This is a genomic window from Sinorhizobium fredii USDA 205 (assembly GCF_001461695.1).
GTDB lineage: Bacteria > Pseudomonadota > Alphaproteobacteria > Rhizobiales > Rhizobiaceae > Sinorhizobium > Sinorhizobium fredii.
Genome location: NZ_AUTC01000162.1, coordinates 22,706 through 43,132 on the forward strand (window position 1 = coordinate 22,706; position 20,427 = coordinate 43,132).

The 20,427-nt window shown below is 61.1% G+C and carries 19 protein-coding genes; 13 read left to right on the forward strand and 6 right to left on the reverse strand.

Annotation, left to right across the window (positions count from 1 at the left end; all coding sequences use genetic code 11):
* Window positions 1-2: 2 nt before the first annotated feature.
* Entirely contained in the window at window positions 3-953 is a 951-nt protein-coding gene (locus N181_RS23490; RefSeq protein WP_037395681.1) for a sugar ABC transporter substrate-binding protein, read from the reverse strand.
* 181 nt (window positions 954-1,134) lie between these two features.
* Between N181_RS23490 and N181_RS23495 the strand changes: the two genes are divergently transcribed.
* Complete coding sequence (locus N181_RS23495) at window positions 1,135-2,130, forward strand: LacI family DNA-binding transcriptional regulator (RefSeq protein ID WP_037395682.1); 996 nt, start codon at window positions 1,135-1,137, stop codon at window positions 2,128-2,130.
* Between the two features lie 84 nt (window positions 2,131-2,214).
* Window positions 2,215-3,129 (forward strand): myo-inosose-2 dehydratase, encoded by a 915-nt coding sequence (gene iolE / locus N181_RS23500; RefSeq protein WP_037395684.1) that lies wholly within the window; start codon window positions 2,215-2,217, stop codon window positions 3,127-3,129.
* A 158-nt stretch (window positions 3,130-3,287) separates the two neighbouring features.
* Here iolE and N181_RS23505 read toward each other — a convergent pair whose 3' ends face one another.
* From N181_RS23505 to N181_RS23515, 3 genes are all read right to left on the reverse strand, one after another.
* Window positions 3,288-3,872, reverse strand: coding sequence for a TetR/AcrR family transcriptional regulator (locus N181_RS23505; RefSeq protein WP_234892879.1), 585 nt, complete (start codon window positions 3,870-3,872; stop codon window positions 3,288-3,290).
* Window positions 3,873-4,024: 152 nt separating this feature from the next.
* The gene (locus tag N181_RS23510) at window positions 4,025-7,132 is read right to left on the reverse strand and encodes an efflux RND transporter permease subunit (RefSeq protein WP_037395688.1); all 3,108 of its coding nucleotides are present in this window, start codon (window positions 7,130-7,132) and stop codon (window positions 4,025-4,027) included.
* The gene (locus N181_RS23515; protein WP_037434467.1) at window positions 7,132-8,244 is read right to left on the reverse strand and encodes an efflux RND transporter periplasmic adaptor subunit; all 1,113 of its coding nucleotides are present in this window, start codon (window positions 8,242-8,244) and stop codon (window positions 7,132-7,134) included. The genes N181_RS23510 and N181_RS23515 overlap by 1 nt, the downstream gene beginning before the upstream one ends.
* Before the next feature lie 99 nt (window positions 8,245-8,343).
* Here N181_RS23515 and N181_RS23520 point away from each other — a divergent pair, with 99 nt between their 5' ends.
* The 5 genes from N181_RS23520 to N181_RS23540 all read left to right on the forward strand — a co-directional run bounded on the left by N181_RS23520 (window position 8,344) and on the right by N181_RS23540 (window position 12,877).
* Window positions 8,344-8,946 carry a TetR/AcrR family transcriptional regulator gene (locus N181_RS23520; protein ID WP_037434468.1) on the forward strand — a complete coding sequence of 201 codons (603 nt, stop codon included), beginning with the start codon at window positions 8,344-8,346 and terminating at the stop codon, window positions 8,944-8,946.
* Window positions 8,947-9,429: 483 nt separating this feature from the next.
* Entirely contained in the window at window positions 9,430-10,122 is a 693-nt protein-coding gene (locus N181_RS34135; RefSeq protein ID WP_202907434.1) for an MFS transporter, read from the forward strand.
* Complete coding sequence (locus tag N181_RS34140) at window positions 10,059-10,688, forward strand: MFS transporter (protein ID WP_202907435.1); 630 nt, start codon at window positions 10,059-10,061, stop codon at window positions 10,686-10,688. Before N181_RS34135 ends, N181_RS34140 begins: the two co-directional genes overlap by 64 nt.
* Window positions 10,689-11,987 carry a beta-ketoacyl-ACP synthase II gene (gene fabF / locus N181_RS23535; protein ID WP_037434470.1) on the forward strand — a complete coding sequence of 433 codons (1,299 nt, stop codon included), beginning with the start codon at window positions 10,689-10,691 and terminating at the stop codon, window positions 11,985-11,987.
* A 74-nt stretch (window positions 11,988-12,061) separates the two neighbouring features.
* Window positions 12,062-12,877, forward strand: coding sequence for an oxidoreductase (locus tag N181_RS23540; protein WP_037434471.1), 816 nt, complete (start codon window positions 12,062-12,064; stop codon window positions 12,875-12,877).
* A gap of 194 nt (window positions 12,878-13,071) precedes the next feature.
* Here the strand turns inward: N181_RS23540 and N181_RS23545 are convergent, their stop codons facing one another.
* Window positions 13,072-14,097, reverse strand: a complete 1,026-nt coding sequence (locus tag N181_RS23545) for a LacI family DNA-binding transcriptional regulator (protein WP_234885937.1) — start codon at window positions 14,095-14,097, stop codon at window positions 13,072-13,074.
* A gap of 209 nt (window positions 14,098-14,306) precedes the next feature.
* Here N181_RS23545 and N181_RS23550 point away from each other — a divergent pair, with 209 nt between their 5' ends.
* The 6 genes from N181_RS23550 (at window position 14,307) to N181_RS23575 (ending at window position 20,158) form a co-directional block, all read left to right on the forward strand.
* A complete protein-coding gene (locus tag N181_RS23550) occupies window positions 14,307-15,338 on the forward strand; it encodes a sugar ABC transporter substrate-binding protein (protein WP_037395698.1) in 1,032 nt (343 codons plus the stop codon).
* A gap of 102 nt (window positions 15,339-15,440) precedes the next feature.
* On the forward strand, window positions 15,441-16,397 hold the full coding sequence (locus N181_RS23555; RefSeq protein WP_037395720.1) for an ABC transporter permease: 957 nt from the start codon (window positions 15,441-15,443) through the stop codon (window positions 16,395-16,397).
* 17 nt (window positions 16,398-16,414) lie between these two features.
* Window positions 16,415-17,191 carry an ATP-binding cassette domain-containing protein gene (locus N181_RS23560; RefSeq protein ID WP_037395700.1) on the forward strand — a complete coding sequence of 259 codons (777 nt, stop codon included), beginning with the start codon at window positions 16,415-16,417 and terminating at the stop codon, window positions 17,189-17,191.
* Window positions 17,191-18,165 carry an ABC transporter permease gene (locus tag N181_RS23565; RefSeq protein WP_037436114.1) on the forward strand — a complete coding sequence of 325 codons (975 nt, stop codon included), beginning with the start codon at window positions 17,191-17,193 and terminating at the stop codon, window positions 18,163-18,165. The genes N181_RS23560 and N181_RS23565 overlap by 1 nt, the downstream gene beginning before the upstream one ends.
* A gap of 10 nt (window positions 18,166-18,175) precedes the next feature.
* Window positions 18,176-19,186: a Gfo/Idh/MocA family oxidoreductase gene (locus tag N181_RS23570; protein WP_037434476.1), complete on the forward strand. Its 1,011-nt coding sequence runs from the start codon at window positions 18,176-18,178 to the stop codon at window positions 19,184-19,186.
* A 12-nt stretch (window positions 19,187-19,198) separates the two neighbouring features.
* A complete protein-coding gene (locus N181_RS23575) occupies window positions 19,199-20,158 on the forward strand; it encodes a sugar phosphate isomerase/epimerase family protein (protein WP_037395707.1) in 960 nt (319 codons plus the stop codon).
* Window positions 20,159-20,183: 25 nt separating this feature from the next.
* Here the strand turns inward: N181_RS23575 and N181_RS34310 are convergent.
* The coding region (locus N181_RS34310; RefSeq protein WP_210172817.1) for a hypothetical protein at window positions 20,184-20,427 on the reverse strand (244 nt) is incomplete at its 5' end.

A 20,427-nucleotide genomic window follows, 5' to 3' on the forward strand; every position in this document is an offset into this window, starting at 1 on the left:
CCTTAGCGAATACCCTGGGAGGATTTCTCGATTACTTGCGCAGCCGTCTCGGCGGTCACGAAGCTCGGACCAGACGCCACGTTGCCGGCCGGGATCGTTCCGTAACGCGCATTGAGCGCCAGGAAGGTCACCGGCAGATATCCCTGCAGATAAGGCTGCTGATCGACCGCGAACAGCGCCTTGCCGTCGGCCACGGACTGAAGGAAGCTCGCTGAGAGGTCATAGGAGGCGACCTTCACCTTGTCGCCGACTCCCATCTTCTCCACGACCGCCACGGCCCGCTCGCCGACGAGCGGAGCCGAAAGGCCGAGCACGACATCGATCGACGGGTCGGACGTCAGCGCCGCCTGGATCTTCGATTCGATCTCGGCGGGATCGGAGGTCGTCGGCAGCACCGTGACCTTGCCACCCTCGAAGCCCTGCTCCGTACCGGCACAACGCTGGTCGAGCGCGGCGTTGCCAACTTCCTGGTTGACGCAGAGGACGTGCTTGAGGCCGAGCGACTTCAGCTTCTCGCCGACCTTGACACCAGCCGGCGTCTCATCCTGGCCGACATGCAGCTTGATTCCGAGTTTTTCGGCAGCGGAGATGCCCGAGTTCATTGATATGACCGGAATGCCGGCGGCGACGGCCTTCTCGATCGCCGGGCCGAGCGCATCCGGGTCCGGGTTCGAAATGACGATGCCGGCAGGGTTCTGGTTTACGGCAGCTTCGATGAGCTGAGCCATCGCCACCATGTCGAAGGTCTCCGGCGCGCGGTAATCGACCTGGACGTTGCTGTCCTTACCGGCTTGCATGATGCCGTTCTTCACGATCGACCAGAAAGGGTCGGATGCCTGCCCATGCGTCACGGCGATTATGGTGGGCTCCTGAGCTTTCGCGCTCACGGCCGCCGAGGTGGCGACGCCGAGTACGACCGCGCCGAATGCGAGCTTCTTCAAAAGGGATTTCATTTGTTCCTCCTCATTCGCCGTCCACTCCACAGGATGGCGAGAAAAACGAATGCTACCGGGTGCATTTCTGTTGCTACCGGGTGCAAACGGGTGCATATTATCCTTGAATAGCGTAAAAGCAAGCATTCATTTCATCTAAATCAAAAAATGGAATATCCGTTCCATTTCACAGGGAGGCTCTATGCGCAAGCGGGCGACAGCGAGGGAAGTGGCGGATGCCGCCGGTGTCTCGAAGTGGACGGTCATACGGGCTTTCACTCCGGGCGCATCGATCGCGGAGGAAAGCAAACGCAAAGTCCTCGAAGCGGCTGCGGCGCTCAACTACACTCCGAACCTGCTTGCCCGCAGCCTCGCGACCAACTCCACCCATCAGGTGGCTGTGTTCGTCGATGATTTCGCCAATCCTCAGAAATTGCCGTTCCTCGAGACATTGACCGAACGACTGCAGGCCGAGGGGCTGGTCGCCGTGCTCATCAATATCAACACGCACTTCGACCATGTGCACGCACTGCTCCACGCAGACCAGCGCCAGGTCGATGCCGTCATCCTGTTCGGAACGGCATTTCGCAGCGAGACACTGAGCGATCTGCAATTCGGCCGGGGGACGCCACCCATGTTCGTGCTGGCGAGAGACAGTCAGATCGAAGGCGTGCCGGCGGTCACATGCGATGCCGAACTGGCGCTGCGGGAGATCGTCGATCATCTGTTCGAAAGAGGATACCGGCGTCCCGGCTTTATGACGGGTGCGACCGTCCTGTCGACGGCACTCAGACGTCGGCAGCATTTCGTCGAATTCTGGAGAAAGAAGGGCGTGGACGACGTCGCGGTGTTCTCGGCTGAGAAATACAGCGCCGAAGCCGGGGCCGACGCCGTCCGCGGCTACCTCAAGCAGACCAACCCCGCGGACCGAGTCGACGTCCTGATGTGCGAAAACGACATCTTGGCGCTCGGAGCGATGGATGAGATCCGCGGCCGTTTTGGCTTGCGCGTCCCGGAAGACATGGCCGTCGTCGGCTTTGACAACTACGAGCTCTGTGGATCGTCCGCCTACAGCCTCACTACCTACGAGCAGCCCCGCGACGAAATGGTTGAGGTGATCGTCGGGATTATCACGGGACGGCTGGAGCCCGAGACCGTGACACTGCCGGGCACCCTTGTCGTGCGCAATTCCACATAAGCCGGAGTCATTGGCGAGACCGTCATTTCTCGAGTACGGGGAGCGCCCCACCGCTCAAAGAATCCAGCCCATGCGGAGAACAATATGATCCCTCGAAAAGCCATTGCCTTGCCCGCCGGCGTGTGTCTTGCCGTCAGTCCGCTGTCCTGGACCAATGACGTGCTTGAGGACCTTGGCGCCGACATCTCGCTAGAGACATGCCTGAGCGACGCAGCCGAGACCGGTTACCAAGGCGTCGAACTCGGAAGGAAATTCCCACGAGATGCCGCAACCTTGCGACCGCTTCTTGCAAGCCATGGCCTCGCCTTGGCGTCCGGCTGGCATTCGGGAGAATTGGCTGAACGCGGCGTCGGCGAAGAAATGAAAGCCGTTGCCCGCCATGCCGAACTTCTGCGCGAGATGGAGTGCAAGGTCATGGTCTATGGCGAGGTCGCGGTGATGACACCAGGATCGCCGCTCGATGCACCGATGTCTGAGCGGTTGACTATGCCGAAGACGGAGGTAGTCGCCTATGCCGCCCGGCTCACCGAGTTCGCCAAGCGTCTGGCGGGCGAGTACAATCTCAAACTTGCCTATCACCATCATCTGATGATGGTGGCAGAGACATTCGATGAGATTTCAGACATTTTTGGCAGAACGGGCCCGGAAACCGGGCTTCTCCTCGACACCGGACATGCGGTAGCGGGCGGCTTTGACTATGTCCGGCTGATCGAGCGCTTCGATGATCGGATCGTTCACATCCATCTGAAGGACGTTCGCGGCCCAGTGATACGCGATGTCCGGGCGGGCGACCTGAGCTTCAACGCCGGTGTGCGCAACGGCATGTTCACTGTGCCCGGCGACGGTATTGTCGATTTCGGACCGATTGCCCGCTTTGTCCGGGGAAATGGATACCGTGGGTGGCTGGTGGTCGAAGCGGAGCAGGATCCTGCGTTCGCCCCGCCGCGCCCCGCCGTCGCCCGCGCTTTCGACCATATCCGGGACGTCTTTGCTGGCTGAACGCATCTGCGCATGATGGTTCGTCGCGGCGGCCCGATGACGGCTTCCGGCGCTTTCTGCCGTCCATCCGCAGCGAAATTCCGCTCTTTACCCTGTCGCGACGGATGGAACCGGATCGATCCTGGATCGACTGTCCCGTTAGGTCCGCATCCGGCTGGTCAGCGGGCATGATCGGACCTCCCGATAGCTTTTCGGATGAACCGGATCTGCTCGCGCAGGCCCGCGTCGGTGTCTTCGCAGTGTTGAAGGCAGTGCTCGATCAGAATCGGATGGATGAACGGCATGAACGCGGTCTTGACTGCGCGCGCCGCTTCGGCGGGATCTTCGATCTCGAACTCGCCGGTTTCGATGCCCTCGCGGATGATCGCCTCGAAGATCGTCACCATCTGCTCAGCGTGCGCCTTGATGACCGGCCGGTTCTCCTGCATGTTGGCTACAATCAGGTCGTGCATGCGCCTGTCGTTGAGCAGTCTCGTCTTGTTGTGATGGTGGACGGCGGTCAGGAGTTCCTGGAGTTTCTCCGAGGGCGGCGTGCTCCTGCGTGCGATCGTAAGGGCGAGCTCGGCGGTACCGTTCAAGACCCGCCTGCAGATGGATTCCTTGATTGCATCCCTGGAGGGGAAGAAACGGTAGACGTTCGCCCGGCTCATGCCGAGTTCAGAGGCAATGTCGGCTACGGACGTCTTATGATGACCTATACGACGGAAGTGCTCCTCCGCCACCTCCTGGATGCGCGCACGCATGCTCTCGGTATCTGCCGCCGGTCGGACCGGATAATCCATGGTATCCCCAGAGTGGATGAACGGAACGGCCCGCCGTGAAGCATCTGCGAGCGGGAAGTCGTGAGGCTGGCCAAGCTCGCGTGCAGGCAAGGCCAGCAAGCCCGCGACAGACGCTACTCGGCAGCCATTGCTATTCGCAATTCCAGCTCCTCGGTCGGCTCATGGGTCTCATCTGCAGTCGGCTTGATCCTGAACCACGCCGCGTACAGTGCCGGAAGGAAGAGCAGGATCATCACAGTACCTACCGCGGTTCCACCAATCAGCGTATAAGCCATCGATCCCCAGAACACCGAATGGGTCAGCGGAATGAAGGCAAGGACGGCTGCAAGTGCTGTCAGGATGACCGGGCGTGTCCGCTGCACCGTCGCCTCAATGACGGCGTGATAGTCGTCGAGGCCGGCCACCATGTTCTCCTTGATCTGTTCGGTCAGGATCAAGGTGTTACGCATCAGGATTCCGGCCAGTCCGATCAACCCGAGAATGGCGTTAAAGCCGAAGGGCTGATTGAAGAGGAGCAAGACGGGAACCACCCCGGCAAGCCCGAGCGGCGCGGTCAGCATGACCATGGTCATCGTCGACAGGCTTCGGACCTGGAGGATGATGACGATCAGCGTGGCAGCTATCATGGCCGGGAAGATTTTGACGAGCGCGACATTCGCCTTGAGAGACTCCTCAATGTTTCCGCCCATTTCGATACGATATCCGACGGGAAGCGAGGCAATCAGCGGCTGAAGCGCGGTCATGACCTGCTGTGAGACCTCCGGGGGCTGCGTCGCCTCATTGATATCCGATCGGATCGTGATGACCGGGGTTCGATCGCGGCGCTTCAGGATCGGTTCCTCAAACCGGATTTCCGAATGGCCAATCTGATCGAGCGGAACCTGGCGGCCGTCCCTGCTCATCAGCGAAAAGTCGGCGAGCCTCGCCGGATCGAGGCGGCTCGCGCCAGCACTGCGTGCCACGACAGGTACGTTGCGGATGTTTTCGCGAACCTGCGTCACCGGAATACCACTCAGCAGCAACTGCATCTGCTGGGCTGCCTCAGCCGGCGAAAGGCCAATCAGATTGAGCCGGTGCTGGTCGGGGACAAAGCGAAGCACAGGCGTACGATTACCCCAGTCGCGGTTTGCCTGACGGACGTCCGGTACGCCTTTCATGATGTCGAGGGCTTTCTCAGAGATGTCGTACAATTGCACAGGATCCGGCCCCATGATGCGAAACTCGACGGGGAACGGTGTATAAGGACCGAACACGAGCTGCGTCACACGGACATAGGCTTCGGGCGCGAGTCCTTGGGACACCGCCTCTCGCAGCCGGTGCTTCAAAGCCTCGCGCGCGTGAGAGTCGGGGGTCAACACAACGATCTTGGCGAAGGCGGGATCCGGCAATTCCGGTGCCATGGCAAAGAAAAACCGGGGAGCGCCCTGACCGACATAGCTGGTGACGATTTTCGCCTCGGGCTGTTCCTGCAACCAGCGCTCGAGTTTCTCGACCGTGGCCGTCGTCGTCTCGATACTCGTGCCTTCAGGCATGCGAACTTCGACCAGCACTTCGGGACGATCCGACGTCGGGAAGAACTGCTGTTTTACTCCACCCATCCCAACGACAGAAAGAGCCATGACGATGCCAACGACAGCGCATGTCATGTACTTGTGGCGCACGGCAAACTCGATGAGACCCCGCAGGCGCCGGTAATTCGGAGTGTCGTAGATGGCGTGGTGGCCCCCCTCGACCGGCTTGATATCCGGGAGCATCTTGACCCCGAGATACGGCGTGAAGATCACCGCGACGACCCATGAAACGATCAGCGCGAAGCCCACGATCCAGAAGATGTTGCCAGCATATTCGCCGGCGGTCGATCTGGCGAAGCCGACCGGCATCAACCCGATGATCGTCACAAGCGTGCCCGACAGCATCGGCGCGGCCGTATGGCTCCAGGCATAGGCCGCCGCCTTGATGCGATCCATGCCCTCTTCCATTTTCACCACCATCACCTCGATGGCGATGATGGCGTCGTCGACGAGAAGGCCGAGCGCCAGGATCAGTGCACCAAGCGTGATGCGGTCAAAGAACCGCCCGGTTTCCAGCATGATCAGAAAGACGACGGCAAGCGTCAGGGGAACGGCCAGTGCCACGACGATCCCAACACGCCAGCCGAGGCTGAGCAGGCTCACAAGCAAAACAACGCCAAGCGCCATGGCGAATTTCATCATGAACTCGCCGACCGCAGCGTCGATGTTCACGGCCTGATCGCTGACCTTGGCGAGCGTCATACCGAGCGGCAGCGTCTGCGCGATCGCGGCAGATCTTTCTTCGAGCGCCTTTCCGAGTTCCAGACCGTTCCAGCCCTGCTGCATAACTGCGCCGAGCATGATGGTCGGCTCGCCCTCATGCCGGATCAGATAGGTCGCGGGGTCTTCATACCCTCGCCGCACCTCCGCGAAATCAGAGAGTTTCAACGTACGTCCGGCAGCCACGATCGGCGTGTCGGCAATTGCCTGGACACTATTGTAGGCGCCATCGAACCGGATAAATACCTGCGGTCCGCGCGTATCGATCGAGCCTGCCGGTGTGACGGTGTTTTGTCTCTGCAAAGCAGCGGCGATGTCCTGTGCCGATACTCCGAGAGTGGCGAGCTTGGCATAGGAGAACTCGACAAAGATCTGTTCCGGCCGCTCGCCAAGGATGTTGATCTTCTTGACGCCCGGCACGTGCAGAAGGTCCTGGCGGATCACCTCTGCCTGCCGCACAAGCTCGCGCATTGGCATACCCTTGGCCTTTAGCGCATAAAGAGCGAAGCTCACGTCCGAATATTCGTCGTTGACGAAGGGACCGAAGACGCCAGCAGGCAGGTTGCGGGCTTCATCCCCCAACTTCTTGCGCGCCTGGTAGAATTCCTCTTCCACGGCCGTGGCCGGCGTGCTGTCCTTCAGCGTAACGGTCAGATATGCGTAGCCAGGCCTTGTCGTTGTCTCGACACGATCGTACCAAGTCAGTTCCTGGACGCGCTTTTCGAGCGGCTCCGCGACAAGATCCTGCATTTCGCGTGCAGTTGCGCCTGGCCATACGGTAGTGACCGTCAGGGTTTTGATGGTGAAGGAGGGGTCCTCCGCGCGCCCAAGACTGAGGAAGGCGTAGATGCCCGCAGCGGCCAGCAGAACAATGAAGAACAAAGTGACAGCTCGCTCCCGAACCGCGAGCGCGGAAAGATTGAAGCTCATCAGTTGGACTCCTCTGCCTGAAGCTCGGTCCTGACGGGCGCGCCATCTTTGAGGAGATGCGCCCCGAGGGCGACGACCTGCTCTCCAACCGTGATGCCGGTGACAGACGCTGTTTCTTCACCGAGCCGTTTGACCTCGATGGGAGCGAAGTGCACGGTGGCAGAGGCTTGATCGACAACCCAAACCCCGGTCCGGCTGCCGTCATTCAACACGGCGCCGACCGGCACCGCGACCTCCGACTGCCCTTCTCCGTTGAGGATTCTGATGGTAACCGTCGCACCGAGCGGCGCCGAGGCGGCGTCGCCGTCGAGCACGTAACGCGCTTCGTATGTGCGGGTCTGAGGATCGGCGGCATCCGAGATCTGTCGCAGGCGCGCTTTTCCGCGCCGCCCGTCACTTCCATAGACACTTGCTTCGGCTTCCGACCCGATTGCGGGACGGACGGTTTCGGGAAGCGCGACCAAGGCCTCGCGCGGGCCTGCATGCGCCAGTTGAACCACCGTCTGTCCCGCTGCGACGACCTGTCCGGGTTCGCCGAGCGTCGCGACCATCGTTCCGTCCGCATCGGCCACCAGAACCGAGTAGGTCGCTTCGTTTTCTGCGACTTTGGCTTCCGCTTCCGCGGCGGCAAGCTGCGCCTCAGCCGTATCCAGCGCCGCCCTTGCCTGCTCGTAACGTTGGGGAGTAGCGGCGACTCCGCCTTTGACAAGAGTGGCATAGCGCCTCTCGTCCGCGCTTGCCTGAACGAAGACCGCGCGGGCCGCGGCAACCGCATTGCGCTTGGCAGTCAGCGCAAGACGCAAATCCGTTTCGTCGATGCGCATCAGAGCTTGACCCGCCTTGACCTGCTGACCGACGTCGACCAATCGCTCCACGATCTTGCCAGGTACGCGAAAGCCAAGGTTGCTCTGCACCCGGGCGGCGGTTGTACCTGTGAAGGCGCGCTCGGATCTTTCCGGTCTTGTGGCTTCCACCAATTTCACAAGTGGTGGCGCGATGCGGGGATCGGCGGCCTCCGCGTGCGGTGCTGGCGTTTCAAAAACGAACGCGAACGCCGCGCTCCCGGCTGCGGCCACGAGGCCGATCGATGTGAATAGAAATTTGCGGTTCATGTCAGATGACCCTTGTTGACGGCCGCCGCCTCAATTTAGATTGCGATCTAAATCTATCCGTGGTATAGATGTCAAGTGAAATCTAATTAGAGGTCGATCATGAGAGTTAGTCGAGCCCAGGCGGAGGCCAATCGCGAAGCGGTCATCGATGCGGCGAGCCGGCTTTTTCGAAAGCACGGCTTTGATGGCATCGGGCTCAAGGATCTGATGAAGGGGGCCGGCCTGACCCAAGGTGGATTCTACAAGCAGTTCGCATCCAAGGACGATCTGGCGGCACAGGCGTCGAGGCGGGCCCTGGAGAGTGCCCTTCGTCGATGGTCCGCTGCTGCCGCGGTCAATCCGCAGGACCCGTTTGGCGCAGTGGTCACCTTCTATCTCAGCATGGCACATCGAGAGGAGAAGATGGACGGCTGCCCGGTCGTTGCGCTCGGCTCGGATGCTGCCAGGCAAGGCGTCGACGTGAAGGCGTCATTCGAAGCCGGAATCAGGGAATACCTTGAAATGCTCGGTGATTGGGTTGGCGCGGCCGACGGCGAGGAGCCAGACGGCAAGGCCATGGCCATTCTGTCGACGATGGTCGGTGCGGTGCTCCTCTCGCGCGCTGTCAACGACGAGCAGATGTCGAAGCGGTTCCTGAAGACGGCCGCCGAAAGCGTACTGAAGGCGTCTGCGGGCGATACAGAGTCGGGAACGCGCCAATGACGATGCGTCCGGCCGAAGAGCGCAGCGCAACTGTTTCAGTCGCCCACCAGGAGCTCTGGTCCGGGCTGGAGCTCGTTGCGAAACTGGCGGACGGGAGCATCCGCCGGCCACCGATGGCGGAAACTCTCCCTTTCACCTTGCTCCCTCCGGAAGAAGGCAAGGTCGGGCTCCTGGCCACGCCCGAGCCGCGGTTTTGCAACCTGACGAATACGGTTCACGGCGGCTGGATCATGACGATGCTCGACACCGTCATGGCGCTTGCCGCCCAGACGACGCTTGTGGCCGGCGAAACCTGTCCGTCACACGAAACCACCGCCAAGTTTGTCCGCCCGATCTTTGCCGATTCCGGCGAAATGCGTGTGTCCGGCCATGTGTGTCCCGCGGCCGGACCGTCATTACGCTGGAGGGCAGCATCGAGGACGCTCAGGGTCGGATCTACGCGCACGGCACGTCGACCTGCCTTGTCTTGGGCAGGAAACCGTGATGTCTGCGTTTTCGATCGTAAACCCCGCGCCTTCCGAACGCCGCCTCACAGGCGGAGCCCTGTTCCTGCTTGCCGGCCTAGCGGCACTCGGGGCGCTCGCCACCAACATCATCCTTCCCGCCTTTCCGCGGATGGGCGCAGAGCTTGCGCTTTCCTCACCCGAACTCGGTCTTCTGCTGAGCAGCTTCTTCGTTGCGTTCGCTGTCGGGCAGCTTGCGGTTGGTCCCCTCTCCGACCGTTTCGGCCGCAGACCGCTGGTGCTGGGAGGCATTGCGATCTTTGCTACGGGCAGCATCCTTTGCGCCTTCGCCGACACCTTGTCCTTCCTGGTCCTTGGCCGCGTTATTCAGGCGTTGGGGGCTTGCACGGCCTCTGCGCTGTCACGCGCCATCGCGCGTGACCTGTTCGACGGCGAGGCGCTTGGCCGGGCTCTGTCGCTCACCATGATTGCCGGGGCGGCGGCACCAGGATTTTCGCCTCTGCTCGGCAGCATCCTTGCCGGCCTGTTCGGCTGGCGGGTCACCTTTCTTGTCGTTGCGGGCTTCGGCGCGGCGCTGGCTTTGCATTACCTCGGCCGCGTTGGTGAAACCCATCCCGCTGGTTGCAGAACGCCCTTGGCGCCTTGGCCGTGGCGGCCGCCTATGGCCGCCTGGCGGGCGACCCCCGCTTTTTACTGCCCGCGCTTGCGGTGAGCCTCGACATCGGCGGTCTCTACAGTTTCTTCGCGGCTGCGCCCGGCGTGCTGATGAACGAGCTCGGGTTGACGGCCTTCCAGCTCGGCTTGTCGTTCGCAACGACGGTCCTGATCGTCTTTCTGGCGGGATTTCTCGCGCCGCGCCTGGCGCATCGCTGGAGCCAGCGCGCCATCAGCATGGTCGGCCTCTTGATCGCGCTCGCTGGAGGCGCCGCCATGTTCGCATTTGCGGCCGTGCCGACCCTTGTGACCTTCACCCTGGCCATCGCGTTGTATCTGTTCGGGATGGGCCTGATCAATCCGCTCGGCACTGCGATTGCGCTCAATCCCTTTGGACGACAAGCTGGGCTTGCATCCGCGCTGCTCGGTTTCATGCAGATGGGCTGCGCCGCGATCGGCGCGTCCTTCGTCAGCGCCCTGCCGTTTCCGTCGTCTGTTTCCCTTGCCGTCGTCCTGACCACGGGTCCGGCGCTTGCCCTTCTGATCTTTCTACCGGTGGTGCTGCGCCAACCCCGTGCGGAGCCGAGCGGTTCCAGCGGCGTACCGGTATCAACAGGAGGATAAATGCGACGGATCGTTATCACAGGCATGGGAGCAGTCAGCCCCCTCGGAGCCAACGTGGCGACTTCCTGGTCTCGGCTCTTAGCGGGCCGTTCGGGAATCCGGCGGCTTCCGGACGAAGTGGTGGGAGACCTCCCGGCGAAGGTCGGTGGAACCGTGCCCTCGCTGGAAGAAGACCCCGAGGCGGGCTTCGATCCGAATACCGTCTTTGCCCCAAAGGATCAGCGCAAGGTCGACCGGTTCATTCTCTTCGCGCTGGCAGCGGCGGAAGAGGCACTCAATCAGGCAAACTGGCGACCTGACTCCGAAACGGACCGCCTGCGCACAGCCACGATCATCGCGTCAGGGATCGGCGGATTTCCGGCCATCACGGAGGCGGTGCGTACGGTTGATCAGCGCGGTGTCCGACGGCTTTCGCCCTTCACTGTGCCATCCTTCCTGGTGAACCTCGCAGCGGGACAGATTTCCATCCGCTACGGCTTCAAAGGTCCGCTCGGCGCGCCGGTGACGGCGTGTGCGGCCGGCATTCAGGCGATTGGCGATGCGGCTCGTCTTATCCGCGCGAATGAAGCCGACATTGCTGTGTGCGGCGGAACGGAAGCATGCATGAATGCCGTCAGCCTCGGTGGTTTTGCCGCCGCACGCTCCCTTTCCACCGGCTTCAATGACAGGCCGACCGAGGCCTCGCGTCCCTTCGACATGTTGCGTGACGGCTTCGTCATGGGCGAAGGCGCCGGCATCCTCGTCATAGAGGCATTGAGCCACGCTCTTGCACGCGGGGCGAAACCGCTCGCCGAGCTCGTCGGCTACGGCACGACAGCGGACGCTCACCACGTCACGTCCGGTCCCGAGGACGGCGACGGTGCGCGCCGCGCGATGGAGATCGCCATTGCCCAGGCCGGAATTTCGCCGCGCGAGATCCGCCACCTCAATGCGCACGCGACCTCGACGCCAGTCGGCGACCTCGGAGAAATCGCGGCGATCAAGAGGGTCTTCGGTACAGACTCCGCCATAGCTGTCAGCGGAACGAAGTCGGCGACCGGACACCTGCTCGGAGCTGCCGGCGGGCTTGAAGCTATCTTCACGATCCTGGCGCTTAGGGATCAGATCGCCCCGCCGACACTCAACTTGAACGCTCCAGATCCGGCCGGCGATGGGACTGACTTCGTTGCGAACCGGGCTCGGCCAACGGAGATGGACTACGCGATCTCCAATGGCTTCGGCTTCGGAGGAGTCAATGCGAGCGCGGTGTTCCGACGTTGGACGGACAAGCTGGCCGGCGCCGGAGAGACCCGTGGCTGACGGCTTGCCTCTGACCGCTCCCGTTATTCCCAATCCACCCGAAACAAAATGCCAAAAGGAAGGAAGTAAATCTCATGAACAAAGCCACTCTTGGTGTCGCCCTGGTGACGGGGGCATCGACCGGCATCGGGCACGCTACCGCCAAAGCCCTTCAGCGCGCAGGCTTTCGCGTCTTCGGCACCAGCCGTCGCACGGTGCCCGCAAGATCCGACGGCGTCACCATGCTGACCTGTGACGTGACGGATGACGCATCCGTGGCGAAACTAGTCGAGCAGGTGCTCGCCGAGACAGGGCGTATTGACCTGCTCGTCAACAATGCCGGCATCGGACTGCTCGGCGGCGCAGAGGAGTCCTCAACTGCCCAGGCAGAGGCGCTCTTCGACGTGAATGTCTTCGGCGTGCTCCGCGTCACCAATGCGGTGTTGCCCACCATGCGGGGTCAAGGCAAGGGCAGGATCATCAACATCAGTTCCATTCTTGGGCTGATCCCGTCGCCCTACAATGCTCTCTATGCATCGACTAAGCATGCCGTCGAAGGCTACTCCGAATCGCTTGATCACGAACTGCGGACATTCGGAATTCGGGTGGCGCTGGTCGAGCCCGGCTATACCCGCACCGCCTTCGAGGAAAACACCACCAAGCCCGATCGCTCACTTGCTGTCTATGACGCGGTGCGCGCTGACATGGAAGTGCAGATGCGCAAGAGCGTCGAAACAGGCGACGCTCCCGAGGTCGTGGCAGAGATCGTTGTCAAAGCGGCAACGGATAAGGCGCCGAGAAGACGTTACACCGCCGGAAAACTCGCCGGCCAAGTTCGCTTGCTGCGCCGTTTCGTCCCCGAATCCGCATTCGACAAGAGCTTGCGCAAACTGGTCGGCTTGCCGGTTTGACGTCGACAATTTGCGATTGCTGGGGGGCCAGGGGATTGTTCTTTCAATCCCGTTCGCGAAGTTTCCCGAACTCGCCAGCCCTCTCGACGAACTCCGCAACGGTCCGGTCCAGCTCATCCGGCAGGTCGGAATCCGGATCCTTGAGGGCAAGCTGGACGGCCGCCGGCTCGAGCGCGAAGCGCAGCTCGCCGGCGTCACAGACCGCAATTGTATCTGGTGTGCACCAGGATCTGCGAATAGGACGGCTCAACCGTTACGCCGCCGACGTTCTCACGGATCCATTTGGCAGCCGCCGTCAACTCGCCGCTGAAGTCGTGCGAAATGACATAGTCCATGACGCCGGATTCCAGCAGGTTTCGTGAGTGGTTGGTCAACTCGTGGCCGACGAAGACCGTGTCGCGGGCCTTTCCGGCGTCCTCCAGTGCCTTTGCCACGCCGCGGTTGGCGCCGGCGACATTGTAGATCGCGGCCGGATAACCATGTGCCTCGAAATAGCGGGTTAACTGCTCACAAGTGCTCTCCGGCCTGTCGTCAGAAATCACACGCTCCTCGATCTTCAAATATGGAAAATCGGAACGCAGCACCCTTCGAAACCCCATCTCACGCTCCTGCTGGCAGCGGAACGCCACGCTCATGACGATCAGAATATTGCTACGTTCCTTCGGAAGCGCATTGCCGATCAACAGCGCGGCCACGCTGCCAGCGGCATACTGGTCATTGCCTATGTAGGCGCTGCGACGGCAACTCGGCAGATCGGTCGTCAGGCAGATGACGGGAATTTCAATGGACCGAAGCTTGCGTATCGCGCGGTTGATCGCCGGATGCTCGCGAGCGATGACTACGACACCATCCGCGGCGCTGCCTTCCTGCTCAATCCGGCGCGCAAACGATGAAGGCTCGACTTCGCTGGTGGTTAGGTAATCTCCTTCAATCTCGATGCCGGCAAGGGTTCGGTTGACCTCAGTTACAGCGGCCGCCATTGCTGCATTGAAGGTCTCGCCGGAGTCACAAAATAGACGAATATGCAAAGGGATGTCGCGGTCCGCGCTTTCGTTCTTCAGCTTTTCGAGCGCCCCCAGGACGCGCGCTCTCGTTCGTTCTCGGACGCCGCTGCGGTTGTTGAGGACCCTGTCGACCGTCGCAGGACCGACTCCTGCGAGCTGGGCAATTTCCTGGACCTTGGGGCCTTTCCATGTCCGATTTTGCAGGTGATCGACCACAGCTTTCTCCAGTTTCCGCCTAAAACTGATGGTAAAGACATCATCGCGGAAGTCATTGCTCTTTGCAACGCCAGATTCTTGAACGCCTTGCCACTATGTTGTGCGACATCGATCTTCTGATGTATTTCGCATCATAAAATGGCCTCCGTCTTCCTTGTCTGATGTGATTTCAATCCACATAATCACATCGATAACGGAGGAGGAACCCCATGAAATTCCGAAATTCAGTTCTGCTTTCTGCCTTGATGGCCGCCACCGCACTCGGCGGCATAGCCAACGCGCAGGACGGCGAAAAGCAATATCGCTTCGTCATGGTCTCTCACATCGGATCGAACGATCCGAACATGGGTTGGCTGACGAAGTCGATGGAGGAGTTCGAGAAGAAATATCCGAACGTCAAAACCGAATACATCTCCACCAACAACTATTCGGTCCAGGAGCACGTTCGCCTTCTCGAGCAGGCTATCTCGACGCAACCCGATGGCATTGCCGTCCCGATCGTCAGTTCCGATGCCTTCGAAGGGCCGCTGCGCAAGGCCATCGAAGCCGGCATTCCGGTCGTTGCCTTCAATATTCCGGACGGCCGGCCCGAGGGCGAGCGCATTCCCTACCTGACCTATGTTGGCGGCGATGAATATCTGACCGGCAAGAAGCTCGGCGAATACGCGCTCGAAAAGGCCGAAGCCGGCGAAATTCCGAAACCGACCCATGTCGTCTGCGCAAGCCATGACTCCGCCCACCAGGGTCTCAAGGCTCGTTGCGCCGGGATGAAGGACGCAATGGAGAAGGCCGGCGCCAAGGTTGATGAACTCTTCATCGGCGCCGAACCGGCGACGGCACGCAATACCTTGCAGTCCTTCCTGCAGGCCAACCCGGATACCAACTACATCTTCACGGTTGCTGGCTGGTCTTCACCCTGGGCATGGGGTGTCGCCAATGAGATGAAGCTCGACCCGAATGTCGACGACAAGGGCGTGACCGTCCTGACGGTTGACGAGGGTCCGGTTTCGATCGAGGGCGTGCGCGCCGGACATGTGCTGGCGACGAACAGCCAGGGCTTCTGGCTGCAGGGCTACGCTCCGATGGAATGGCTCTACTGGAACAAGGAGTTCGGTTACGCGCCGCAGTCGAATATCCTGACCGGTCCCGTGATCATCAACAAGGACAACGCCGACAAGTGGGCCGAACTGGTTCGCGGCGTCTTTGGCGACAAGGCCTACGACGAGCAGAACACCTGGTAAGGGTTCCTCCCGGTGGGGCGGCCGGCTGCGACGAGAAGCGCCGGCTGCCCTTACTTCTTTGTGCGCCTGATATCGCGCATTGAAACCAGCGAGCAGAGTGTCATGAAACAGATTGTGCGAAGCCAAGGCTTCGGCGCGATTATCGGCGTCGTCGTCATGCTTGTCGTGTTTTCCCTGATCGACTTTTCCGGCTGGTGGACCGCCCAGACCATCACCAACGTCACGCAATTCACAGCCATCTTGTCCTTCGTCGCCATGGGCCAGGCCCTTGTCATCATGACGAAGGAAATCGACCTGTCCGTCGGCTCCGTTTACGGGCTGGCTGGCGTTGCCTTCATCACGCTGGAGCCGAGTTTCGGCGTGCCCGGCTCGCTCGTCATAGCGCTGGTCATGGCTGCCTTCGTTGGCCTTCTTCAGGCGTTAACCGTGGTGAAGGGGCACTTGCCGTCGATGATCGTGACGCTCGGCGGACTCTTCGCGGTCCGTGGGATCATCTATGTCTGGACGGGTGGCTCGGTCCACAATTTCTCAGCCGATGCACGCATCCATCCGGTGACCCGTCTGTTCGGCGGCGAACTGTTCGGTGTCGAAGCGGCCATATTCTGGCTTGTCGTGGTCGCGGCCGTTCTTGGTATCGTCCTCAGGGCCACACCCTTCGGAAATCGCCTTCTAGCCACCGGGGGAAACCGTGAAAGCGCGGAATCGCGCGGCGTTCGCACCGACCGAGTGAAGATCTGGGCCTTCGTCCTTTGCTCGCTACTCGCCGGATTCGCCGGCATCCTGACCCTATGCAACCAGCCGCAAACCCATGTCACGCTCGGCGAAAATATGGAGCTCGAGGCCATTTCTGCCGCGGTTATCGGCGGCTGCCTGCTGACTGGCGGACGCGGCTCGATCATTGGAGCCGTACTCGGAGCTCTGATCGTCGTCAGCTTCCGCTACGAACTCATCGCTCTTGGCGCGCCCTCGTCCTGGTACATCACCTTCGTCGGTGTCGTGCTCATCATGGCGGTGATCTTCAATCAGAAACTGGCCCGTTTCCTCGGACACAGCGTTTGACGCGGGAGGACATCAAAATGGCGAACAGCAACCCCCTCATTCAGGTCAAGAACCTTGATCTCCACTTCGGCGCTTTCCACGCCCTCAAGAACGTCTCGGTGGACTTTCACGCCGGCGAGATGATTGGCCTGGTCGGCGACAACGGCGCCGGCAAGACGACGCTGATCCGTGTCCTTTGCGGCATTTACGCCCCGACGTCGGGCGAAGTCTTTTTCGATGGCAATAAGGTGGAGAAATTTCACCCGAAGCTTGCGATCGACCAGGGGATCGAGACGATCCAGCAGTCCGTCGGCCTCTGCGACAACCTGTCGATCGCGCGCAATTTCTATCTTGGACGCGAGCCGGTTAAGCGTGTTCTCGGCATCCCCTTCCTCGATATGGGCAAGATGCGAGAGAAGTCTACACGCGTGATCCGGCAATTCGGCTTGCGTGCAAATGTCTCCGCGGACGACGAGGTGGAACGCCTGTCAGGCGGAGAACGTCAGTCTGTGAAGATCGGTCGCGCGGTCGAATTCAAGAACAGGGTCGTCATCATGGACGAGCCGACCAACCATCTGTCGGTACGCGAACGCGAGCACGTCAACGAGCTCGCCGTCCAGCTCAAGGAGCAGGGCCTGCTCGTCATCTACATCACCCACGACATCTTCCAGGTGCACAAGCTCGCCGACCGAATTGTGATCATGGAGAATGGCGAAAAGGTCGCGGACGCAACGACGGATTCCATGACGGCGGAAGAACTCGAAGAGGTTATCCGCCAGGGCGGGCGCGTCGTGGAAAAGCGGGAGGCCGTCTGATGGCTAACTCCTCCGCCAAGCCTCTCATTCGACGCCACGCGGAAATTGGGATCTTCCTGATCGGCGCCGTTCTCATCGTCATCTTCGCCTCAACGTCGGACGGTCGGTGGGCCAATCTCTACAATATCGGTACCATCCTGCAGGTGACGGCAACGCTGGGTTTGATGAGTCTCGGCGTCGCTCTGGTGATCGGGACAGGCGAGATCGACATCTCGGTCGGTTCGACTTTCGGCATGGGCGCGCTGGCCTACCTCTGGCTTGCCGCTCAGGTTGACCCGGCGATCGCCGCAGTTGCTGCGGTGTTGGTCGGCGCCGCGATCGGACTGTTCAACGGCTTGCTGGTTACCCGAACCGGCACGCCATCCCTCATCATCACGCTTGGGACGCTGATGATCTTCCGCGGCATCGCCATCGCTCTGACCGAGGGATTTTCATTCTCTATTCCCTATGCAGCGCGCAAGGGCTGGACCTACTTCGTCCTCGGCGGCGGTGATTTCCTGGGCTTTAACACCGCGCTCTACTGGCTCACGACCTTGACCGTTATTCTCCTGGTGGCGTTGAAGGCAACGCCTTTCGGCAACCGCCTTCTCGCCGTTGGCGGGTCTGCCGAAAGCGCGCATTCGCGTGGCGTTCGCGTTGATCGCATCAAACTGTCCGCTTTTGTCCTGTGCGGCATGTTGGCGGGTTTCGCTGGCACGCTCGAGGCCGGCAAGCTTGGCTTCGCAGACGGCTCGATGGGGCGCCTGATGGAACTGCAGGCGATTGCCTCCTGCGTGCTTGGCGGCTGCCTGCTCGCCGGCGGCAGGATCTCGCTGCCAGGTGCGCTGATGGGGGCCTTCGTCCTGTCCTCCATTCAATCCTATCTCGTGGTTACGGGCGTCCGTCCACAATGGTTCATCCTCGTCCTTGGTCTCATCGTGGTACTCGCCGCCTATGGCGACCGATCGCTGCGGCAATGGGCGCTTCGCAAGTAAAGGGTTCAAAATGTCTGTCAGAATAGCGATCATTGGCGCGGGTATCATGGGGGCCGACCACGCCCGCATTGTCGCTGAAGATCTTCCGGGAGCCTCGCTGCAGGTTGTCTGCGACGCCTCGCAGGAGCGTGCGCGTAAGGCGGCCGACGAATACGGGGCAGGCGACGTCTCGGACGATCCGCTTGCCACCATCAGACGCGATGACGTTGATGCCATTCTGATTGCCAGCCCCGACGAAACCCATGCGCCGCTTGCGCTTGCGGCCATCGAAGCTGGAAAGCCCGTGCTTTGCGAGAAGCCACTCTCGCAAAGCGCGAAGGAGTGCCAGGAAGTCATCGAGGCGGAAGTGTCCCGCGGCCGGCAGTTCGTCCAACTGGGCTTCATGCGCCGCTTCGATCCGTCCTATCGCGACATGAAAGCGGCCTTGAACGACGGCTCGCTCGGGGCCGCGATCATGATGCATAATTTCCACCGGAACGTGGAAGCGCCTGCGAACTTCACGGGCCGGATGGCTATCACCAACTCTGCCCCCCACGAGTTCGATGTCGCCCGGTTCGTCCTCGGCGCCGATTACAAGGCGATCTCCGTCTTCCAGCCAGCCGGGATAGATGCTTCCAGGACGGGAGCGCCGGTCTTCATGGTCCTGGAGACCGACAAGGGCCAGTTGGTCAACATCGAGATCAACAACAACGCCGCCTACGGCTATGACGTCCGCGGTGAGCTCGTCGGCGAAAAGGGGTCAGTCTTTCTCAACGCGCCGATCCATACGCGACAGAACGGCCGGCTCATGTCCTACGAGCGTTATGGGCCGGATTGGAGGCCGCGATTTGCGGAGGCCTATCGGCTTCAGAACAAGGCCTTTCTCAATTTCGTCCGAACCGGGGAATTCCCTCCAATCGCGGCGGACGCTTGGGACGGCTACTGCGCAGCGCGCGTTGCGGAAGCGGGCGTCGAAGCCCTTCAGAAGGGCGCGCGCGTCACCCTTGCGAGAGCGGAAAAGCCGTCCCTCTACAAACATTAAAGGATTAAAGAGATGAAACTCGGCTTCGTTTCGGACAGCCTCGGCGGAATGACCTTCGATGGGCTTCTCGACAGCGCCGCGCGCCTTGGAGTCTCGGGCGTGGAGGTCAACACGGGCGGCTGGTCGACAGCTCCCCACTTCGACCTGAAGACGATGAAGGCAAGCGCCGATGCTCGCCGCGCCTTCACTCGCGCCTTCGAAACCCGCGGGCTCGAGATCATTGCGTTGAACGCCAACGGCAATCCCTTGCATCCAACCCAACCCGAGCAGGGCGAGTGCCTCAAGGACACGATCCGCATCGCCGGCGAGATGGGGATCAAGACCGTCTGCTCCATGTCCGGACTGCCGGCAGGACGTAACGGCGATCTGATGCCGAACTGGGTCGTCTCTTCCTGGCCGCCGGAAACGCAGGAGATCCTGCGTTACCAGTGGGAGGAAAAGCTCCTACCCTTCTGGACGGAGATCGTCGTTCTCGCGATAGACTGCGGTGTCGAACGCATCGCACTCGAGCTTCACGGCAACCAGTGTGTCTACAACGTTCCCTCGCTTCTGAAGCTCCGGGCGGCCCTCGGCCCGATTGTCGGCGCTAATCTCGATCCATCGCATCTGTTCTGGATGGGGGCGGATCCCCTCGTCGCCGCCGAAGCACTCGGCGAGGCCGTCTATCACGTCCATGCCAAGGACACGATGCTCAACGCGCCTGTTCAAGCGACAACTTCGCTCCTCGAGAATGGTTCGCTGATGGACGTTCCGGCGCGAAGCTGGTCCTACATCACCCTCGGTTTTGGCCACGGCGAGGAGTGGTGGCGACAGTTTTGCTACCGCCTGAAGATGGCAGGCTATGACGGCTGGCTGTCGATCGAGCACGAGGACGTGCTGCTCAATAGCCTCGAGGGGTTGGAGAAATCCGTCGCCCTGCTCAAGGGGGTGATGCCCGTCGCGCCGAGTGACTTCAAGCCGCAGGCAATTTGAGGGTCGAACGACGGTGCGCCCGAATTCACATGGACATCCGTAATTGCCGCTCACATCTGGAGAACGGTAGAGAATGCGAGGCCTGATTGAAGAAGCACCACCAAGCAGTCTTTCGGAACTGAAGTCGATGATCGCCTCGAGACAGCTCGAATTCCCAGATCAGCTTGAACGGGTTGTCCGCTGCGCCCTCGTCACGCCGGAACAAATCGCCTTGGTTCTTTCGATAGCGTCCGGGAAGGTGGTGTAATTTCGGGGGCGCATAGAGTGGA

What these genes read in the sequence shown, in the direction of transcription:
- N181_RS23490 (WP_037395681.1), bottom strand. Translation starts at nt 953, where the DNA reads ATGAAATCCCTTTTGAAGAAGCTCGCATTCGGCGCGGTCGTACTCGGC.
- N181_RS23495 (WP_037395682.1), top strand. Translation starts at nt 1,135, where the DNA reads ATGCGCAAGCGGGCGACAGCGAGGGAAGTGGCGGATGCCGCCGGTGTC.
- iolE (WP_037395684.1), top strand. Translation starts at nt 2,215, where the DNA reads ATGATCCCTCGAAAAGCCATTGCCTTGCCCGCCGGCGTGTGTCTTGCC.
- N181_RS23505 (WP_234892879.1), bottom strand. Translation starts at nt 3,872, where the DNA reads ATGCGTGCGCGCATCCAGGAGGTGGCGGAGGAGCACTTCCGTCGTATA.
- N181_RS23510 (WP_037395688.1), bottom strand. Translation starts at nt 7,132, where the DNA reads ATGAGCTTCAATCTTTCCGCGCTCGCGGTTCGGGAGCGAGCTGTCACT.
- N181_RS23515 (WP_037434467.1), bottom strand. Translation starts at nt 8,244, where the DNA reads ATGAACCGCAAATTTCTATTCACATCGATCGGCCTCGTGGCCGCAGCC.
- N181_RS23520 (WP_037434468.1), top strand. Translation starts at nt 8,344, where the DNA reads ATGAGAGTTAGTCGAGCCCAGGCGGAGGCCAATCGCGAAGCGGTCATC.
- N181_RS34135 (WP_202907434.1), top strand. Translation starts at nt 9,430, where the DNA reads ATGTCTGCGTTTTCGATCGTAAACCCCGCGCCTTCCGAACGCCGCCTC.
- fabF (WP_037434470.1), top strand. Translation starts at nt 10,689, where the DNA reads ATGCGACGGATCGTTATCACAGGCATGGGAGCAGTCAGCCCCCTCGGA.
- N181_RS23540 (WP_037434471.1), top strand. Translation starts at nt 12,062, where the DNA reads ATGAACAAAGCCACTCTTGGTGTCGCCCTGGTGACGGGGGCATCGACC.
- N181_RS23550 (WP_037395698.1), top strand. Translation starts at nt 14,307, where the DNA reads ATGAAATTCCGAAATTCAGTTCTGCTTTCTGCCTTGATGGCCGCCACC.
- N181_RS23555 (WP_037395720.1), top strand. Translation starts at nt 15,441, where the DNA reads ATGAAACAGATTGTGCGAAGCCAAGGCTTCGGCGCGATTATCGGCGTC.
- N181_RS23560 (WP_037395700.1), top strand. Translation starts at nt 16,415, where the DNA reads ATGGCGAACAGCAACCCCCTCATTCAGGTCAAGAACCTTGATCTCCAC.
- N181_RS23565 (WP_037436114.1), top strand. Translation starts at nt 17,191, where the DNA reads ATGGCTAACTCCTCCGCCAAGCCTCTCATTCGACGCCACGCGGAAATT.
- N181_RS23570 (WP_037434476.1), top strand. Translation starts at nt 18,176, where the DNA reads ATGTCTGTCAGAATAGCGATCATTGGCGCGGGTATCATGGGGGCCGAC.
- N181_RS23575 (WP_037395707.1), top strand. Translation starts at nt 19,199, where the DNA reads ATGAAACTCGGCTTCGTTTCGGACAGCCTCGGCGGAATGACCTTCGAT.